The sequence below is a fragment of the Leptolyngbya sp. Cla-17 genome (assembly GCF_016807185.1).
GTDB lineage: Bacteria > Cyanobacteriota > Cyanobacteriia > Leptolyngbyales > Leptolyngbyaceae > ULC077BIN1.
In genome coordinates this window covers 681,298-698,249 of record NZ_JAEVYN010000002.1, presented here as the reverse complement: position 1 = coordinate 698,249, position 16,952 = coordinate 681,298, and the positions used below count along the sequence as shown (strand labels likewise).

The window sequence follows — 16,952 nt, the reverse complement described above, 5'->3', positions numbered from 1 at the left end:
CCAAGGACTGGGCGATCGCTCATCCTTGACAATTATTGCAGTGACCACAGCGAAACGTTTGAGCTTCGTGGGTGAACCCAAAGGCGTTAAGAAGAAACTGCCAGCGACAGGCTTTTGTTTTTAGATAATCCGTCATTTGACGAACGGCACCGCTATTGGACTGGCTAAATTTTGGCGATTGTGCTCCCGGTTGAAGTGCGTAGTGAAACGGATCGGTCCATTCTAAGCAGCCGGCTTGATGCAACAGGGAAAGGGCGATCGCGCTTCCTGGAAACTGTTTGCTGATGGCGGTGACATCCCCTTGCAACGGCAGTTTGCGGACGAGATCTTGAGCGGTGCGATATTGCCTTTGGGTTTGAGTTTCAAAAAATTGTCGGCGCTGTTTATCCTGTGGATCAAGCAATCCAGTTGGTTCGCTGATCAGGGTAAGGGCATGGGCGAGGTTGCCATCTCGTCCGGCGCGCCCCACTTCTTGCACATATTCGCTCAGCAACAGCGGCGCATGGAAATGCACAATCCATCCCACATCAGGCTTATTGATGCCCATGCCAAACGCGCTCGTGCAAATCACAAATTGCAGCGTGTCGGCGATCCAATCTTGCTCAATCTGACGACGATCTCCTGCATACAGTCCAGCATGATAAGCCGCTGTGGAAAATCCTTGTTGGGTCAGCCAATTCGCTAGTTCTTCACTTTCCCGGCGCGATCGCACGTACACCAAGCCCGACTGGTTGGGGTGTGCCTGGATAAACTGAAGCAGGCGAGATCGTCGTTGGCGAGGGGTCCACACGACTTGAACGTTCAAATTGAGATTGGCACGATAAGGATTTTGCCGGAAAATTTGAGGTTGGTTGAGCTGCAAAACCCGCTGAATCGTTTGCTGAGCGATAGGGTCAGCCGTAGCGGTAAAAGCAGCGATAAAGATTTGGCTGCCTGGTGGTTTTGCCTGCAACAAGGCTGAACGCACCGCTCCTAAACGATAATATGCTGGACGAAATGTGTCTCCCCACTGCACCAAACAATGGGCTTCATCTAAGATCAGCCCGTTAATTTTTAACTCTGGTTTGCACAATCGCTCCCAAATTGCCGGACTCAGTAAAGTTTCTGGAGAGAGGTAGAGTAAGCGCAACCGCTGGTGCTCCAGCGCCCAAAGCGTTTTTTGAAAGGGCGATCGCGCTAGTTCACTATGCAACAGCGCCACGGATTGTTGAAAGCGGCGATCTCGCTGATGCAATTCTTGGACTTGGTTTTCCATCAATGCGACCAGCGGTGAGACTACAAGCGTTAAACCAGGCTGTATCAACGCGGGAAGTTGAAAGCAAAGCGATTTGCCGCCACCCGTGGGCAAAATAATCAGTGCATCGCGGTTTTGCAATAAACAGTCAACGATTTCTCGTTGGGGCGGACGAAAGCTGGAGTAACCCCAAATTTGTTGCAGTGTTGCTTGAATCGCCGTCTGGTTGACTGGCTGGTTCAATGGCTGGCTGGAGCGTTTGATCGGTTGAGTCGTCATAGTCATGATGGCATCCTGAGTAACTTCAGAGTTCCCACGAGGCAAACACACTCAACAAGAAAATAATCCAGATTCGGTGCAGACGGCTTGTAAGCGCTGATCCCAAGGGTCCTTGGGCAAGGCGGGCAGATGGGCAAAGTCGAACACGATGCCAATGGTGGCTTTTTGGTTCCAGGGAGGGCTGCTGAGTAGGCGATCATAAAAACCGCCGCCGTATCCTAAACGATACCCCTGGCGATCGCAAGCAACGGCAGGCAGCAGGATCAAATCCACTGCATCAGACTGGATTAAGGGCGAGTTTGGATGGGGTTCTAAAATGCCAAAAGCTCCTTTTTGCAAAGGTAGGGAGTTATTTAATGACCATTCATGCCAGCATAAGTCAGTGGATACACAGCGAGGAAATCCCCAGTGTTTAGGCAGTGCAAATAATGAACTCAAATCTGGTTCTTGACGAGTGCTAAAGTACGCCAAAATCAGTTTTGCATTGATAAACAATTGAGCGTCTTTTAGATTCTGACAAATCTGCAAGCTTTGATGCTGATGAGCTTCTGATGATAACGATTGACGCTTTTTAAGCAGCGATCGCCGTAGTTCTTTCTTATCCACAGTTCAGAGTTCGGGGTTCAGGGTTCGGGTTTTAGGGTTCGGGATTCGGGGTTTGGTTTTTGCACTCCGTACTCCGTACTTCAAACTCCGCACTCATTTCTTGTACCGCAGTTCTCAAATTTCCCTGATGATGGCTGAGCAAGCGATCGCCTGCTGTTTTTTCCAATCCTGTCCAGTGCATCAAGAGGGCGAGTTTGACGTTGCGATCGCTGCGCTCTAGCAAAAAGCCTGCATCTTCACGGGACAGTTCAGTTAAATCGCAAAGAATGCGGAGGGCGCGATCGTGGAGCTTAGTGTTTGTCACCGCCACATCGACCATACGATTGCCGTACACCTTACCCAATTGCACCATAGTGCCTGTGGAAATAATATTGAGGGCGAGCTTGGTGACAGTGCCTGCTTTCAGGCGAGTAGAGCCTGCGAGAATTTCGGCTCCAACCAAAAGTCGAATATCAATATCGACATCGGCAGCAACTTGATCTTTGGGCACACAGGCAATGAAAATGGTCGTGGCTCCGCGTTGCCGTGCGGCTTTCAATGCGCCGTGAACGTAAGGGGTAGTGCCACCGGCGGTAATGCCAATGACGACATCTCGAGAATTAACCTGATGATGGGCGATCGCGCTGGCTCCATCGTCGGGTCGGTCTTCCAAATCTTCTGAACTGCGAACCAGTGCGCCTGCGCCTCCCGCAATAATGCCTTGCACCTGCTCTGGATCAGTACAAAAGGTAGGAGGGCATTCGGCGGCATCTAGCACGCCTAACCGTCCGCTGGTGCCAGCGCCAATATAAAATAGGCGACCACCCTGCCGCATTGCCGCAGCCGTTCGGGTAATGGTTTCTGCCAATTCTTCTCGCGCTTGGGCGATCGCGGCAATGGTCTTCGCATCCTCTTGAACAAATAAATCCACCAGTTCTAGTGGCGATCGCTGGTCTAAATTGTCGCTATTTGGGTTTACCTGCTCTGTCAACAGATAACCGCGTTGCAAATCCTTCATGCAATCCCTAATCCACTTTTTACTACTTACAATAATCCTTCCAACTGCCGCCGAATCTGTTCTAAAGCGTCCTTTGGCATGGTGCTATCTGAGTCGTCTGAGTCCGCTTGATTTTCAACGGCATGACGGTTGATTTGCCACTCAGCGTCGTCTACGTTTGTTTCAGGCGGAGCGAGTAGCAGCCGTTCTGCATCAGATTGGGGTACAAATCCTTTGGGCACAATTTGGCACTGGTAGCTAGAACTTTGGCAAAACTCCTCAATCTCTTCCTGGTCAAAAGCTTCTACTCCAGGAACTGGAAAATCTTGGGCTTCTAGCAATAATGCATAGCGAGTTGCATCGTCTTCTTCTTCAAACATCAGCACAACATTATGGTCCCCAATTTGAAGGCTATGAAGACCTTCATTATTAGTTCCAGCATTAAACAACAATATGAATACACGCATATATTTCAGTGATTTAAAGTTGCACTTTCTTCCAATTTTACTGGAGATTTACACTTGCACTAAAATCCATCAGGCGTTAGCAGTTGTTTTGACTCACTCCAGCGCTACAAGCTGATAGTTATTTGCCTCACTTCTTAGTAAACCAAGCAACCATCAGTTCGTTCATTCCACCATATTTTTTGCCCGCTTCTCAAATTTAATACTCGCCTACAAACTGTGGGTGAACCCACAAGAACTCACGGCGCTTGGTCTGCACACGCATCAAACCGCCAAAACCTGGATCTTCTTCCTTCAGCAAGGCATGTAGTTCCCGCAGCATGGAGCCTTGGGCACGAATGGCCTCGTCTGATTCCCATTTAGGAGCATCGCTCTTTGCCTGCCAATCGAGGATGGGGTCACCGCCTTTGGACGCGAAATCGAGACTCTTTTGCCCTAGATCAAGCTCCTCTTTGATGCCTGCATAGGTTGGGTCGTCCATGACGAGTTGGGTAGCAGAAACCGCTACGGGTGCAACCAGGCTCAAGGTTTTGAACAGAATTTTGAGAAACGGTGTCGCTTTTGCCAGCCATTCACGGGATAGCGTTAACTCAATAATCCCTTGCTTACTGCCTTCCTCATTCAAAGCGGTTAAAGGCTTAACCGAATGTTCGCACCAGAGCGTGAGTTGAAACTTCGCGCTCATCCATTTGGGTCGATCGAAAAATCCTGGATCAACGGGCTTAAAGCTAAATAGTCGTGGACCCTCTTTTGCCTCATCGGTGAGCATTTGCATCAGGTCAGCAAATTGCTGATCAACTCGGCTGATGGTGGCAAGCTGTTTTGTGGTCAAGTCTTGATAGCGCAGTTGGTCCCGTTGATCTTTAACCTGCAGTTCTTTACGAATCAACTGTAAGGTTGCCTGCACATCGGTCAGCTTTTCGTTCAACGCAGGTTGAGACATTGGCGCGTTGTAAAGCAGTTGGTCAATGTTTTGCCATTCATCACAGCCCGAAATTGGACAGGGAAACTCGTGGCGATCCTTCTTTTTGCTTTCAATCAGCTTTTGCACCTCAAACAATCCGTGCCCAAGTGTATTCATCCCACAAGGCTCAATGCAAGACACCATCACGTTGCAGCGTAAACCCTTCCAACCAAAGGGATTATTAGGGTTTTCAACCAACCATTTAATCTCTTCCGTGAGATAGGACAGAAAGCGTTCTGGATAGGCAGCCCGGACGGTAATCTTGACATCAGTGCCAACTTGTTCAAGCAAGGCTCGACCGTTGTAGTCGTTGTCGAGCATTAAACCTCGCTGCCAGTGGATGCTGTTTTCGTAGTTGGCGCGTCCCAGTGAGTATTTATGCAGGCGCACAATGAGCTGATAAAACAATCCTTCAGCGTTTGCCAACTGTCCGCGATCGTCCACAATGCGGCAAATCTGCACCTGTTGTCGATCGCCTGCTCCCGGTTGTTCATCCCAATTGGGCAGTTGCTCTGGGCGATTGTCGCGCACCAGTTGAGCGATCAGGCTGGTGCTGCTGGGTGCAGCCGGGTCAAGCACGACCTTATAGGACAGATCAAAGCGTTCCATGAGCCGCAGGAACACGGGATGGAGTGCTTTCGGATAGCCTTCTTCGCCTGCGAAAGGAGGATGGCTCCATAGCTGGCTGAGATAGTCAAACTCCACCAGTCCATTGCGGCGACGGGTGATTTTATCATCCAGCACAAAGCTGATCGCCTTGGCTAACCAGTCGGGTTTGAGGATGACAATATCGCGCAGGGTAGAATCGTAGTGGTAATGGATCAAATACCCCAGCGTGTGCGAAACCCGGACAAACAGTTCGGCAGCAAAGCCTTCCAGACCTTGTGCTTCACAGAGGGCAATCACCTCGCTGTAAGGCAAATGAGTTTTGCCGGACGCCTCCAACTGTTCCCGAATATGTTGCCATTTAGTGGGAACGCTTCGACCCATGCCGGGTAACGTGGCAGAAATGTTCGCAATGGCTTCTCTTAATGCCGCAATGCCAGTACAGTTCGGGTTTTCCTCATTAGGTTTGCTATCGACATAGAAGAAATCAACAACGGTATCGCTGCCAAATAGGTCAAGGAGTTCTTGACGGTCAATATCGGGCTGGCGCTGTCCGGGTCCGCCGTGAGTTGCCACCACCAGCACTTTGGCATCCGGTTCCCGATGCTTGATCAGCGTAATCCACTCTTTGACAAAGCCCTGCTGCGGACCTTCTCGCGGCTTCCACACCACCAGATACACCGCAGGTGCACTGAAAAACAGCTGATGCGTGGGACGATACACTCGCTGCCCACCAAAATCCCAACCGTTCAGCGTGATTTCTGTGCCGCTGTCGGGAGCCGTGACAATCACAGGTTTAATCTCAATGCCGTGGGTTGTGGGGCGACTATCTACCCACGCATCTCCCCGCAACGCTCCCAACAAACAACTCTTGCCGACCTCTCCCTCTCCCACCAAAATCAGCTTTGCCTCATTCAGCGTTACCTCTCCCTCTGCCCTCGCCCGTAGGTATTGCATGACGGCTTCAATGCCTTGCTCATAAGCAGCAGCAAGGTCAGGGTTAAGAGAATTATCATTAAGACTGAGCTCTTCTAGCTGAGGAAGCTGACTTAAGGAAGTTGGCAATTCGGTTAAGTAATTAGCTGTTAAGTCAATTTTTTTGAGTTCTTTAAGTTCACCTATCCAATCGGGTAAAACGTTCAACTCACAATCAACTGCTTCAAGTATTTCAAGCTCCTTTAATTGTTGAACAAATGATGGAAGTTGGGTTAATGGATTACCACCAAGACCTGCCATACCCAAAGAAAGGCTTTTCAATTTTTGTAGTTCTTTGAAGGAGTCCGGAACTTCTTCAATTCGATTAGAGTGAATAGCTAAATGCTTGAGAGATCGTAATTCACTAATCCATTGAGGGATGACAGTTAGATTATTCTTCCAAAGGTACAATTTCTCTAATTGAATCAATCTCCTCAAAATCTCGGGAAGTTCAATAAACTGATTTCCACCTATGACCAATGTGTGTAATTGTCGAAGTTCAGCGATTCCTTCTGGTAATGAAGTCAACCGGTTATAGCCAAGTTGTAAATAACTTAATTGCGTTAAATTTTTAATTTCTTCTGGCAGTTCCGTCAATTGGTTGCCAGAGAGGTCAAGCGTTTGCAATTGAGTGAGGGATGCGATCGCCCTTGGTACTTCCGTCAATTGGTTATCGGAGAGGTGAAGCGTTTGCAACTGGGTAAGGGATGCGATCGCCCTTGGTACTTCCGTCAATTGGTTATCGGAGAGGTCAAGCTTTTGCAATTGAGTGAGGGATGCGATCGCCCTTGGTACTTCCGTCAATTGGTTATTGGAGAGGTGAAGCGTTTGCAACTGGGTAAGGGATGCAATCGCCTCCGGCACTTCAGTCAGTTCCATATTGCTGAGATAGAGTTTTGTGGCTCCCTCTTGACGTGCGGCTTCAATGCGATGCGATGCTTCCCGATACGCTTCATCTCGTGCCATGACCCGTTCCTTTTTCTCTCGTCCAACCGTTGTCTCGACTCAGTTATAGCCTGAACATTCGCTCTCTATGGTGAGCAGCAGAGAGCGATCGCCTATATGTAGATTTAATTCAATCGCCTCAACGGGGAGGCCTAACTGCCACAGTCGCGTAAACTCTAGTAGCAACTAAATAGAGCAAAGTAAGCTAAGACGGTATGTTGCGATTGTTCCAGGTTCTCAGCAACTTTCCCCAGGCTGTTCGCAGGCACCAATGCTGACCCAACTAGTGGAACCATCTGCCCAATGTTCTTTTTTCCAGATCGGGGCGTTGTGTTTGAGGGTATCGATCGCATATTTGCAGGCAGCAAACGCCTCTGATCGATGGGGGGAGCCGACCGCCACTAACACGCTAATTTCGCCCACCGATAGCCGCCCCACACGATGGTGAATTACCACACCTGTGACATCGCTCCACGTGGTTTGAATATCCGCCGCAACTTGCTGAAACACTTGCAACGCCATTGGCTCATAGGCTTGATATTCCAATGCCACCACTGCATTGCCCTCTGTGTTATTTCTCACCATGCCGCTCATCACCACCACAGCCCCATTCGCCGGGTCATCTGCCAAGCCATACACCTCTTCCAAAGATAGAGGCGCGATGCGGATTGCAAAATAGGCAGGGTGTTTCGGAATGGATGGGGTCGAGAGGCGTTCAGGTAATGGGGCAATCGCGTCAGCCATGGCTCGTTGGGTGAAATAAAAGGTTTACAGCTGATCCTATCGTAGTTTTCTGGATGGAATCTTTTTAGAACATCGTCATCTTGCTTACAACCGACTCGTTTCTGTCCACACTATAGTGAAGTCGGTGCTTTTGACTGCTGTGTTAAGCGATCTACCAATTAAGCCATGCTGGATATTAGTTCCTGTCCTGCGTCTGTGCAATCTTGGCTCACCTTCAAACATTCTATTAGCAATGGTTTGGGTGACCTTGTTGCCTTTTCTATCAAGCCAGCATTTGATATTTGTCTGGTTCTGTTTGCCCTTGGTTATTTTGGGATTCTCAGACGGTTTAAAGCTCAGCGAACCTCTAAGCAATTGAGCTGGCAGCGATCGCTGCCAGCCATCCTGATTGGCATTCTTTTCAGTGGTTTACTGTTGCTCTCCTCACCAGGGTTAGCCCTCGCTTATCAAGGCTTAGTGAGGCTAGTACCCGCTGATAGTGGTGAATCGGCTGAAGCGATCGTGATTTTAGGACGCGGCAAGTTTCTCGCACCCCAACGAGCAGAGAGTGCTGCAACCCTTTGGAGAAGCCAGCGGGCACCGCTAATCTTTGTCAGTGGAAATCATCAGGAGTTTCTTGATCTGGTCCGTGAACTGAAACAGCGAGGCATTCCTGACGCAACGGTAGATGGCGAGTTTTGTTCCAAAACGACTGAAGAGAATGCTGAATTTACGGCTTCGGCGCTTTTTTCCCGCGGCATTCGCCGAATTTTGCTCGTGACCGATCCACCTCACCTGATGCGATCGCTGCTCACCTTTCAAAGCCTTGGGTTTACCGTGCTGCCTTACCCCAGTCCTTTGCCTGAAGAACTGAATCGCCGCGACAAAACCATGCTGACCCTGCAAGAATACAGTGGGCTGGTATCCTACGCGCTTCAAGGACGCTTCTTTCCGCGCACAACTACTTATTGACGCAAGGGTGACTTTGTAAAAGCGCCCCTCACTGAGGAGAACAGTATGATTTTGCATATCACAACGCGATCGCGGTGGGAACAGGCGCAGCAAATTGGCGAATATCGGGCAGATAGCCTAGAAACAGAAGGCTTTATCCACTGTTCCACGCCTGCCCAACTGCTCTGGGTCACTCAGCGTTTCTATTCAGGGCAAACCGGGCTAGTGCTGCTGAAGATAGACAGCGATCGCCTGCAAGCCCGTTTACAATTCGACGCGATCGCAACCGGAGAACTCTTTTCTCATCTGTATGGCGCACTCAATCTTGATGCCGTCGTTCAAGTGATAGAGTTTGAACCAGGCGCAGATGGATTGTTTCAACTGCCAGATGCGATCCAGGAATAGGAACTAGTTTTATGGCAACGATTCTTCGAGATCTCAGCTACCGCTATCAATGGCTTTATGACGGCATTTCTCGATTGTCGGCGTTGAGTGTGGGTGGCGAAGGGCGATTTCGCAGGCTGGCACTAGAGGGATTGACGATTGAGCCGGATACTAAGGTGCTGGATTTATGCTGTGGCAGTGGGCAGACCACTCAGGTATTAGTTGAGCGATCGCGCCAGGTGACTGGGCTAGATGCCTCACCATTTTCCATCAAACGCGCTCAACACAATGTGCCCCAGGCAAAGTATGTCGAGGCGTTTGCAGAGGCAATGCCCTTTGCAGAGAACCAATTTGATCTGGTGCATACCAGCGTTGCCATGCACGAGATGGAGCCTGACCAACTGCAAAAAATCTTCAGTGAGGTACATCGAGTGCTGAAGCCAGGAGGCTCCTTTGCCATGATTGATTTTCACCAGCCAACCAATCCGTTGTTTGTGCCGGGAGTGGCAGTCTTTTTGCTGCTGTTTGAAACTGAAACCGCTTGGCAGTTACTCAAAACAGATTTGGCAGCCGCACTCGCGGCGATCGGATTTAATGTCACCAAGCAAACGTTTCATGCTGGCGGCAGTTTGCAGGTGATTCAGGCGCAAAAAAGCTAACCTAATTTTTCTTCTCCAGCTTTTTCTTGTCTGGCAAATTGCGAGGCGGCACAGCGCGTCCATGATAAAACTGGCGTTCCAAATTACCCAGCCACAGCCATAATCCACCTGCTGCCAGGGGAATCACCGCCATTAAAATTGCGACCGATACGGATGGAGCGCCCAACCAAAGGGTGAGTAAGGGCAACACTGCCCACAAAATTGCACCCGCGATCGCCAGTCCTAGCCGAATCTGTTGGATGTTAGCAAGGGCAGCCCGACAACTGGCGCAATGCTGGGTATGGGACTGGTAGCGATCGAGCAGCACCGCATCAGCCAAAGGTGGCGACAGCACCTGCCCCGGAAACGGATCAGCTTCATACTCAGTCACCCACTTTCGCAGTGCAGAAACATACGCATCGGCGGAAGTCGGCAAATAAAATGCCTTGGCAAGATTGGCACCACCGCCTTTAGCTTCTAGATAGCGTTCTTGGTGGTGCAAGAAAATTTGGTCGTCTTCCAAAATGGCATTGTTGCCGATGTGAGAATACCAACGCGGTGTGAGCTGGATGAAAAAGGCAGGCAGCTTAGAGGAAAACTGAAATGGAAACCGGGCAAACACACGACACTCGCCTTTTCGCGTGGGAGTGGCGTAGACCACCGTCATCGTGCGCCCAAACTGTTTAGAGGTGAGGTCATGCCACATTAAGTTAGGGGCGATAAACTTTGTGTGCTGCGATCCTAAAGTGCCTTTTCGGGGTCCTGCTTCCCAGAAGCCATCAAACCCCTGCTTTCCAGCTTCCAACACTTCCAGTTCCACAGTCGAAGCGTTGGATCGGTTTCCCACAGAGCGGTGATGGGTAAAGGGAACATGGCTGGCATCCAGCACATTTTCTAGCAGAGTGAGAGCATCGTAGGGCAAATCGCGAAAAGTATTGAGGCAAATCCACTTGTCTGGTTCTTCTGCTAATGGCTCGATGATTGGAACGCTGACCCGCGATGCATTTTCAGAATTGCCAGGGTAGATAAACAGTAAACCCTGTTGTTCAGTAGTGGGGAAAACAGTTGCACAGGCTCGCTTCGATTCGTTGGCGCGATCGCCCATCGGCTGCTGAGGAATGCGATCGCACGCTCCGTCGCCCTTAAATGCCCAACCGTGATACGGACACTCCAGCAGCCCATCCTCTGCAATTCGCCCTTCCGACAGCGGCACCAACCGATGCGGACATTGATCCGCAAAAGCACGCCAGCAGTTAGCCTGTTGATCCCACCAAATCACCAGATCTTGCTCTAACAACGTGAACTTAGTCGGCTTCGCTTTATCTAGATCGCGAACATAGTGAACGGGATACCAGGCTTCGGTAGGATAAAAGCGGGTGGGGTCACTGCCGCCTGCAAGCAGCGTGTTCGTTGAAAGGGTAGAGATGCGATCGTCGGTCAGCATGACAAGATTGTGCCTTGATCAAGGAAGTGTGCTTTGCAAATCGTAACAATTTTAAGGGCGACCCGCAGATGTTTTCACGTTGCGTGCAATCTTTGCCTGCTATGTTTTGGATTAAACAAAACCTTTACCTGACCGTTTTACGTTTCTAAATCACGTTTTACATTTCTAAATCACAATGGCTGGTTTTATTATCAAAGTTTTTGGGCTTTCAACTCTCATCTCGGTTGCTATTAAATATGGTGCGCCCTATCTGAAGGTTTCTGAAACCAATACAACCGCGTTCATTGTGGTCTTGTTGCCGAGTATACTAATGGCGATCGCGCTGGGGTTGCGATCGCGATATCCTAAGTTTTGAGTCTTGAGTAGTGAATTTTGAATTGGCGAGCCTGCGTCACACCTTAAAATTGAAACTTCATCGCTCACCGTTCAAAACTATTCATTTCGGGAGCGGCTTGTGAAACTGGGAGAATGGATTGCACTGCTGGCGTTGGTCGCCTCTATCTACATCCTTTGGCAAATTAAGGATGTGTTGATGTTGCTCTTTGCAGCAGTGGTACTCGCCAACAGCTTAAATTTGCTAGCGCGATGGTTGCAAAAAAAGTTGGGGATAAAGCGAGCGATCGCTGTATTGATCGCAATTGGGACTTTGGTTGCCGCCCTTGTGCTGTTTTTTCAAATTATTGTGCCGTCCTTTAGCAAACAGATTCAGGAAATCTATGTGCTGGTGCCCCAAGGGATACGCCAGTTAAATGTATGGCTCAATTCCATCAATGATGTGGTTCCCGATAATCTTGAGCGCTATATTCCAGACCTTGATAGCCTCATGCAGCAGGCAATGCCGTTTGGGAATCGTCTGCTCGGTGGCTCCTTTGCATTCTTCTCCAGTTCGTTAGGTGCAGTGATTAATGTGCTGCTGATTGTAGTACTGGGCTTAATGATGCTGGTGAATCCTTCTGCCTATCGCGGTGGTTTTATCCGATTTTTCCCATCGTTTTATCGGCGGCGAGTGGATGACATTCTAAAAGAGTGTGAAACCTCCTTGGGAAGTTGGATTGTGGGAGCGCTGATCAGCATGAGCGTAATTGCCGTGCTTAGCACTCTCGGGCTATCCATTATTGGGGTCAAGGCAGCGTTGGCAAATGGAGTGTTGGCAGGATTGCTGAACTTTATTCCCAACTTGGGTCCTGCCTTTAGCGTAGTGCCCCCCATGGCGATCGCCCTGATTGACTCGCCCGTCAAAGCGCTCTTGGTGCTAGGTCTTTATATCGCCATTCAGCAGTTTGAAAGCAACTTTCTCACGCCTTACGTGATGTCACAACAGGTCAATTTGCTGCCTGCCGTCACCTTACTTGCTCAAGTGTTCTTTGCCACTATCTTTGGTTTCTGGGGATTGTTGCTTGCTTTGCCCCTCGTCGTCGTATGCCAAATCTGGATTCGCCGCGTCCTAATTGAAGACATCATGGACCCATGGAATGCGCCACCCCACACCAAAGATCGCCCTTTTCAATCTCCCAATCCCGACGCTCCCCCCGCCGTCCTCACTGAAACTGTGCTGCAACCCAGCTCTAATCCCCTTGAACCAGACGACCTTTGGGCAGACGTAACGGATAAAACAAAAGAAAAATAGTTTTGAGTTTTTCTCTTCCCTCTTTCCCCAGCAACCGCTGTTTGTAATTCCTCATTTCACCCTTCTCTAACTTTTATGCCCAAACTTCAAGCCCTCATTTTTGATGTAGACGGAACCCTTGCCGACACCGAGCGAGATGGACACCGAATTGCCTTTAACCGAGCCTTTGCAGAGTCAGGTTTAGACTGGGAATGGACAGTGGAACGCTACGGCGAATTGCTGGAAACCACAGGCGGCAAGGAGCGATTGCAGCGGTATTTGCAGGAAGATCAGCCCGGTTATCCGTTAACTACGGATGCGGCAACGTGGGCAGCCACAATCCACAAGCTAAAAACAAAGCACTATAAAGCGTTGATTCAGGCAGGTAGCATTCCTTTGCGTCCAGGAGTGCGGCGACTGATTCAGGAAGCGCGTGACGCTGGAGTCAGGTTGGCGATCGCTACCACCACCACTCCAGAAAACGTGACGGCACTCTTGGAAGCGGCGCTAGCACCCGATAGCCTTTCCTGGTTTGAGGTGATCGCGGCGGGAGATATTGTTCCCGCGAAAAAGCCTGCTCCTGATATCTATCTCTATGCTTTGGAAAAAATGGGGTTAAAACCAGAGGATTGTTTGGCGCTGGAAGACTCGCAGCAAGGCTTAAAATCTGCGGCTCAAGCGGGGCTAAAAACGGTGATCACCTTGAATGATTACACTAAAAATCACAACTTTTCGGGAGCAGCGATCGTGCTCGATCAGTTTGGCGAACCGGATGCGCCCTTTCAAATCATCGCAGGCAATCCAGGTGAAAAATCCTACTTTGATATAGCTCTGGCGCGATCGCTAGCAGAAACTTAGTCGTCACGCTAATCCTAAAAACTGCCGCTAAAACTGTGAACGAACTCAACAGATCGAACGAACACCGAAATGGTTACAATGTCTAAGCGTTAGCGTTGGTGTTGCAACGGCTGACTGTAAACAGATACGACACAGGAGACTTGCTGTGAAAGATATTTTAGTCAGTGTAGGAGTCATGCTGGCATGTGTGCTGGTTCTGGTGATTGCCCAGTTTGGTGGTGGACAACCGACTGCGATCGCGTCCAAGCTACCAACCACGGAAGCGATTGAAGCCACCCTGCCCAAGACTGCCCAGCTAATCGCCCAATCGTCTGAAACCCCAATTACAACTGCAAAAAAAGTGGAAGCTTCTAAAAATTACGTTACAACTGCCTCTGGTCTCAAATACCTTGATTTGGTTCAAGGTACGGGTGCTGACCCTGTCAAAGGTCAAACCGTGAGTGTGCATTACATCGGCACTCTGGAAGATGGCACCAAGTTTGATAGCTCTCGCGATCGCGGCACTCCCTTTAAGTTCAAGCTGGGTGCTGGACAAGTAATTAAAGGCTGGGATGAAGGGCTTTCCACCATGAAAATTGGCGGTCGCCGTCAACTTGTGATTCCACCCGACTTGGGCTATGGCGCTCGTGGAGCCGGTGGAGTCATTCCGCCCAATGCAACCCTAGTATTTGATGTGGAGCTTTTGGGCGCAGGCTAAGACATTACTCCATTCGCGGCAAGAAATGCATTAAAAGTGGGGCGATCAGGCATAGCGGCTTGCGCCCCTTTTTTAATGGTCGCCAGAGCCCCAGCGGCAGCACCCCAAATCACTGCCTGCTGGAGCGATGCACCTTCTACCAAAGCCGCCGCCAGGCCTCCAGCAAAGGCATCTCCTGCCGCTACCGTGTCGATCGCCTCAACGTTAAAAGCTGGAACAAAAAATGTTTCATCTGGCGCTGCACAAAATACCCCTTGAGCGCCTAGCTTGACGATCACCGTTTTAGCTCCCTGTTGTTGCAGCACCCTAGCTGCCAGTGCAGCTGTCTCAGGGGAATTGACCAAAAATCCAACCAACTGTCCGGCCTCTATTTCGTTAGGCACGAGAATATCAATGAAGGGATATAAAGGGGCGATCGCTTCAGCCGGGACCGGAGCCGGATCGAGAATCACCTGCACACCCAACCCATGGGCCACTTGTGCCGCTTGCTTTACTGCCGCGATCGGCACTTCTAGTTGTAGCAGTAACAATTTAGTCTTTGGTAGCACTGCTTTCAGCCGCTCCACATCAATCTGATCCACATTGCCGTTTGCCCCAAACACCCCAATAATTTGGTTCTCGCCCGTTGCCGCTACGGTAATCACGGCAACGCCTGAATGTGTGGCATCCACCAAAACACCATCCGTTCCAACTCCAAGAGCTTTTAATTCAGCAAGAAGCTCTAAGCCAAATGGATCCGTTCCTACCCGACCAATTATTTCTGTCGAAATGCCTAATTTTGCCACTGCCACCGCTTGATTGGCACCCTTGCCGCCCGGTGTTGTGTAAAAATCTGAGCCAATCAGCGTTTCACCGGACTGAAGTAAGCGGGGTGTTCGCACGACCAAATCCATATTCAGGCTGCCGAAGACAGTTACAGACATGGCTTACCAACCCCAACTCCCAGCCGCACCCTTAAAAGGTCCAACGATATCACTGGTAATCCAGCCGCCATAAAAGCTACCAGGTTGAGGTTCTACTTTTTCGCCATCTATGTAGCAAGCATCCATGGGGGCCGGATAAAAAGCAACGTGATCTTTGATAGCGGCAAAGTCATCTGTGGGCTGCGGATAGTACCAGCCCACGTTTTCAGCCTGCTTATCGCCAACCACAATGGTGTAGTAAGCACCCTGTCCTTTCCATTCGCAATAGGTAGAGCGTGGGCTTTTTACCAAATATTCCAGCTTGATGTCAGCAGGAGGAATATAGTAAACCGGCGGATGGCTAGTTTCCACCACTCGTTTAGCCTGATGGGTATCGGCGATCGCCACTCCATTAAAAATAATTTGGATGTGTTTTGAGGTTTCTTCCAATCGCGGAGGACGGGGATAATCCCACACAGACTCTTGACCGGGCTGAGGATCGATGCGATCTGGATGCATATAAATTAGTTAAGAGTGGGTGACGGTCAAACTAGAACTTCGGAATAGCCTTTAGTACTGAGGTACCGCTAGGTATCGCTTCCGTGTTCAACTCCAACCATTTGACAAGCTGCGCTGCGATCGCACAATTCTCATTCAGATTAATCATGCAATCAACCACCGCTATACCATCGTCGCAGAAATCTATACTGAGATGACAATCTTTAAAGAGCGCCATTCCAATCAGCGGACAATGAATCATTGCCAAAGATCCACTGCCAAAGTTTGATATGGTCAAAAGCAGTGTGGTTTAGCACTCGTCCCTCATCATGCCAGAAAATCAGTCTTGGATTGAGCAAATTAGCCGTGTAGGTTCGCCTATTGCGATCGCGGCAATTATTGGCTATGGCACCTGGGACTTGATACTTCAACCTCTATTTAAGAGTGAAACTGCTGGCAACATTTGCAGGGCAAGAATTCTCAGTGTCTCTGTCAACAGGCTCAGCCTCAGTCCGGAGCTATCTGCCGAAGAACCTCAGCTTCCCGAAGGACTGCCCATTGCCGTTCCAGTCGGGGAGAAACGAGCCATTACAGTTCGGTTAGAAAATCCAGATCGTCAGCCCGTGCTGTTCACTTGGAAAGCCGAGTACGGTAAGCTCAATCCTCAAGGCAGTTCTGCCAACAGCCGTTCCGTTTATACGGCTCCTAAAACTCTAACGAATGATCCGATCACGGTTCAAGTTCAAGTCCAGGGATGCGATTTAGAAGAACGTTCCTTGACCATAGCAGTGGTGCCTTCAACCCCAACGGCAACGGATAACCCCTTGCCTACCAGTCCTCCGTAGTTCTGATAAAACGGGCTATCGCATGTCTACCGCACACAAACGAGTAGAATGAAGCTAAACATAAATGTAAAGAACTATGTCTGCCAACGTGGAAGTTTATACCTGGAGTACCTGCCCCTTTTGTGTGCGGGCGAAAGCTTTGCTAACCAAAAAAGGAGTTGAGTTTACAGAACACTGTATTGATGGAGATGAAGCGGCACGGGCAGTTATGGCGAAGCGATCGCAGGGACGGCGATCGGTGCCTCAAATCTTTATCAACGATCAATATATTGGTGGCTGCGACGACCTACACGCCTTAGACTCAGCAAATAAGCTCGATCCCCTTTTGGCAGGTTAGTTTTTGGAACTGGATGGCCA

The 16,952-nt window shown here is 49.7% G+C and carries 18 protein-coding genes; 9 read left to right on the top strand and 9 right to left on the bottom strand.

Going from position 1 to position 16,952, the window contains the following annotated elements; genetic code table 11:
- Positions 1 to 19 precede the first annotated feature (19 nt).
- From JOY44_RS14385 to JOY44_RS14360, 6 genes are all read right to left on the bottom strand, one after another.
- On the bottom strand, positions 20 to 1,519 hold the full coding sequence (locus JOY44_RS14385; RefSeq protein WP_242541785.1) for a RecQ family ATP-dependent DNA helicase: 1,500 nt from the start codon (positions 1,517 to 1,519) through the stop codon (positions 20 to 22).
- Between the two features lie 45 nt (positions 1,520 to 1,564).
- On the bottom strand, positions 1,565 to 2,119 hold the full coding sequence (locus JOY44_RS14380) for a 5-formyltetrahydrofolate cyclo-ligase (protein ID WP_171574364.1): 555 nt from the start codon (positions 2,117 to 2,119) through the stop codon (positions 1,565 to 1,567).
- Positions 2,120 to 2,150: 31 nt separating this feature from the next.
- Positions 2,151 to 3,116: an N-acetylmuramic acid 6-phosphate etherase gene (murQ, locus tag JOY44_RS14375; protein ID WP_171574363.1), complete on the bottom strand. Its 966-nt coding sequence runs from the start codon at positions 3,114 to 3,116 to the stop codon at positions 2,151 to 2,153.
- Positions 3,117 to 3,142: 26 nt separating this feature from the next.
- Positions 3,143 to 3,562 (bottom strand): DUF3110 domain-containing protein, encoded by a 420-nt coding sequence (locus JOY44_RS14370; protein ID WP_171574362.1) that lies wholly within the window; start codon positions 3,560 to 3,562, stop codon positions 3,143 to 3,145.
- A gap of 196 nt (positions 3,563 to 3,758) precedes the next feature.
- Positions 3,759 to 7,070: a COR domain-containing protein gene (locus tag JOY44_RS14365; RefSeq protein ID WP_171574361.1), complete on the bottom strand. Its 3,312-nt coding sequence runs from the start codon at positions 7,068 to 7,070 to the stop codon at positions 3,759 to 3,761.
- 216 nt (positions 7,071 to 7,286) lie between these two features.
- Complete coding sequence (locus JOY44_RS14360) at positions 7,287 to 7,793, bottom strand: molybdenum cofactor biosynthesis protein MoaE (protein ID WP_171574360.1); 507 nt, start codon at positions 7,791 to 7,793, stop codon at positions 7,287 to 7,289.
- 165 nt (positions 7,794 to 7,958) lie between these two features.
- Between JOY44_RS14360 and JOY44_RS14355 the strand changes: the two genes are divergently transcribed.
- Genes JOY44_RS14355 through JOY44_RS14345 form a run of 3 tightly spaced genes read left to right on the top strand, consistent with a single transcriptional unit; the run spans position 7,959 to position 9,766 of the window.
- A complete protein-coding gene (locus tag JOY44_RS14355; protein ID WP_171574359.1) occupies positions 7,959 to 8,744 on the top strand; it encodes a YdcF family protein in 786 nt (261 codons plus the stop codon).
- A gap of 45 nt (positions 8,745 to 8,789) precedes the next feature.
- On the top strand, positions 8,790 to 9,128 hold the full coding sequence (locus tag JOY44_RS14350; protein WP_171574358.1) for a DUF952 domain-containing protein: 339 nt from the start codon (positions 8,790 to 8,792) through the stop codon (positions 9,126 to 9,128).
- An 11-nt stretch (positions 9,129 to 9,139) separates the two neighbouring features.
- Positions 9,140 to 9,766: a class I SAM-dependent methyltransferase gene (locus JOY44_RS14345; protein WP_171574357.1), complete on the top strand. Its 627-nt coding sequence runs from the start codon at positions 9,140 to 9,142 to the stop codon at positions 9,764 to 9,766.
- Between the two features lies 1 nt (position 9,767).
- Here the strand turns inward: JOY44_RS14345 and JOY44_RS14340 are convergent, their stop codons facing one another.
- A complete protein-coding gene (locus JOY44_RS14340; protein WP_171574356.1) occupies positions 9,768 to 11,189 on the bottom strand; it encodes a Rieske 2Fe-2S domain-containing protein in 1,422 nt (473 codons plus the stop codon).
- Positions 11,190 to 11,364: 175 nt separating this feature from the next.
- Between JOY44_RS14340 and JOY44_RS14335 the strand changes: the two genes are divergently transcribed.
- The 4 genes from JOY44_RS14335 to JOY44_RS14320 all read left to right on the top strand — a co-directional run bounded on the left by JOY44_RS14335 (position 11,365) and on the right by JOY44_RS14320 (position 14,350).
- A complete protein-coding gene (locus JOY44_RS14335) occupies positions 11,365 to 11,544 on the top strand; it encodes a hypothetical protein (RefSeq protein ID WP_171574355.1) in 180 nt (59 codons plus the stop codon).
- Positions 11,545 to 11,643: 99 nt separating this feature from the next.
- The gene (locus JOY44_RS14330) at positions 11,644 to 12,816 is read left to right on the top strand and encodes an AI-2E family transporter (RefSeq protein ID WP_171574354.1); all 1,173 of its coding nucleotides are present in this window, start codon (positions 11,644 to 11,646) and stop codon (positions 12,814 to 12,816) included.
- Positions 12,817 to 12,891: 75 nt separating this feature from the next.
- A complete protein-coding gene (locus JOY44_RS14325) occupies positions 12,892 to 13,653 on the top strand; it encodes an HAD family hydrolase (protein ID WP_171574353.1) in 762 nt (253 codons plus the stop codon).
- Positions 13,654 to 13,798: 145 nt separating this feature from the next.
- A complete protein-coding gene (locus JOY44_RS14320) occupies positions 13,799 to 14,350 on the top strand; it encodes an FKBP-type peptidyl-prolyl cis-trans isomerase (RefSeq protein WP_171574352.1) in 552 nt (183 codons plus the stop codon).
- Here the strand turns inward: JOY44_RS14320 and rbsK are convergent.
- A complete protein-coding gene (gene rbsK / locus JOY44_RS14315) occupies positions 14,347 to 15,273 on the bottom strand; it encodes a ribokinase (protein WP_171574351.1) in 927 nt (308 codons plus the stop codon). The two genes, JOY44_RS14320 and rbsK, sit on opposite strands and share 4 nt — an antisense overlap.
- Positions 15,274 to 15,276: 3 nt before the next feature.
- Entirely contained in the window at positions 15,277 to 15,771 is a 495-nt protein-coding gene (locus tag JOY44_RS14310) for a DUF427 domain-containing protein (protein WP_171574350.1), read from the bottom strand.
- Between the two features lie 308 nt (positions 15,772 to 16,079).
- On the opposite strand from JOY44_RS14310, the gene JOY44_RS14305 reads away from it, so the two are divergent.
- Together JOY44_RS14305 and grxC are read left to right on the top strand one after the other, a co-directional pair.
- Positions 16,080 to 16,595 carry a hypothetical protein gene (locus tag JOY44_RS14305; protein ID WP_171574348.1) on the top strand — a complete coding sequence of 172 codons (516 nt, stop codon included), beginning with the start codon at positions 16,080 to 16,082 and terminating at the stop codon, positions 16,593 to 16,595.
- Positions 16,596 to 16,671: 76 nt separating this feature from the next.
- Positions 16,672 to 16,932, top strand: a complete 261-nt coding sequence (gene grxC / locus JOY44_RS14300) for a glutaredoxin 3 (RefSeq protein ID WP_171574347.1) — start codon at positions 16,672 to 16,674, stop codon at positions 16,930 to 16,932.
- The last annotated feature ends 20 nt before the right edge of the window (positions 16,933 to 16,952 follow it).

Coding starts and splice junctions, on each gene's coding strand:
- JOY44_RS14305 (WP_171574348.1), top strand. CDS start 16,080: ATGCCAGAAAATCAGTCTTGGATTGAGCAAATTAGCCGTGTAGGTTCG.
- JOY44_RS14365 (WP_171574361.1), bottom strand. CDS start 7,070: ATGGCACGAGATGAAGCGTATCGGGAAGCATCGCATCGCATTGAAGCC.
- grxC (WP_171574347.1), top strand. CDS start 16,672: ATGTCTGCCAACGTGGAAGTTTATACCTGGAGTACCTGCCCCTTTTGT.
- JOY44_RS14355 (WP_171574359.1), top strand. CDS start 7,959: ATGCTGGATATTAGTTCCTGTCCTGCGTCTGTGCAATCTTGGCTCACC.
- rbsK (WP_171574351.1), bottom strand. CDS start 15,273: ATGTCTGTAACTGTCTTCGGCAGCCTGAATATGGATTTGGTCGTGCGA.
- JOY44_RS14370 (WP_171574362.1), bottom strand. CDS start 3,562: ATGCGTGTATTCATATTGTTGTTTAATGCTGGAACTAATAATGAAGGT.
- JOY44_RS14350 (WP_171574358.1), top strand. CDS start 8,790: ATGATTTTGCATATCACAACGCGATCGCGGTGGGAACAGGCGCAGCAA.
- JOY44_RS14310 (WP_171574350.1), bottom strand. CDS start 15,771: ATGCATCCAGATCGCATCGATCCTCAGCCCGGTCAAGAGTCTGTGTGG.
- JOY44_RS14345 (WP_171574357.1), top strand. CDS start 9,140: ATGGCAACGATTCTTCGAGATCTCAGCTACCGCTATCAATGGCTTTAT.
- JOY44_RS14325 (WP_171574353.1), top strand. CDS start 12,892: ATGCCCAAACTTCAAGCCCTCATTTTTGATGTAGACGGAACCCTTGCC.
- murQ (WP_171574363.1), bottom strand. CDS start 3,116: ATGAAGGATTTGCAACGCGGTTATCTGTTGACAGAGCAGGTAAACCCA.
- JOY44_RS14360 (WP_171574360.1), bottom strand. CDS start 7,793: ATGGCTGACGCGATTGCCCCATTACCTGAACGCCTCTCGACCCCATCC.
- JOY44_RS14335 (WP_171574355.1), top strand. CDS start 11,365: ATGGCTGGTTTTATTATCAAAGTTTTTGGGCTTTCAACTCTCATCTCG.
- JOY44_RS14385 (WP_242541785.1), bottom strand. CDS start 1,519: ATGACTATGACGACTCAACCGATCAAACGCTCCAGCCAGCCATTGAAC.
- JOY44_RS14340 (WP_171574356.1), bottom strand. CDS start 11,189: ATGCTGACCGACGATCGCATCTCTACCCTTTCAACGAACACGCTGCTT.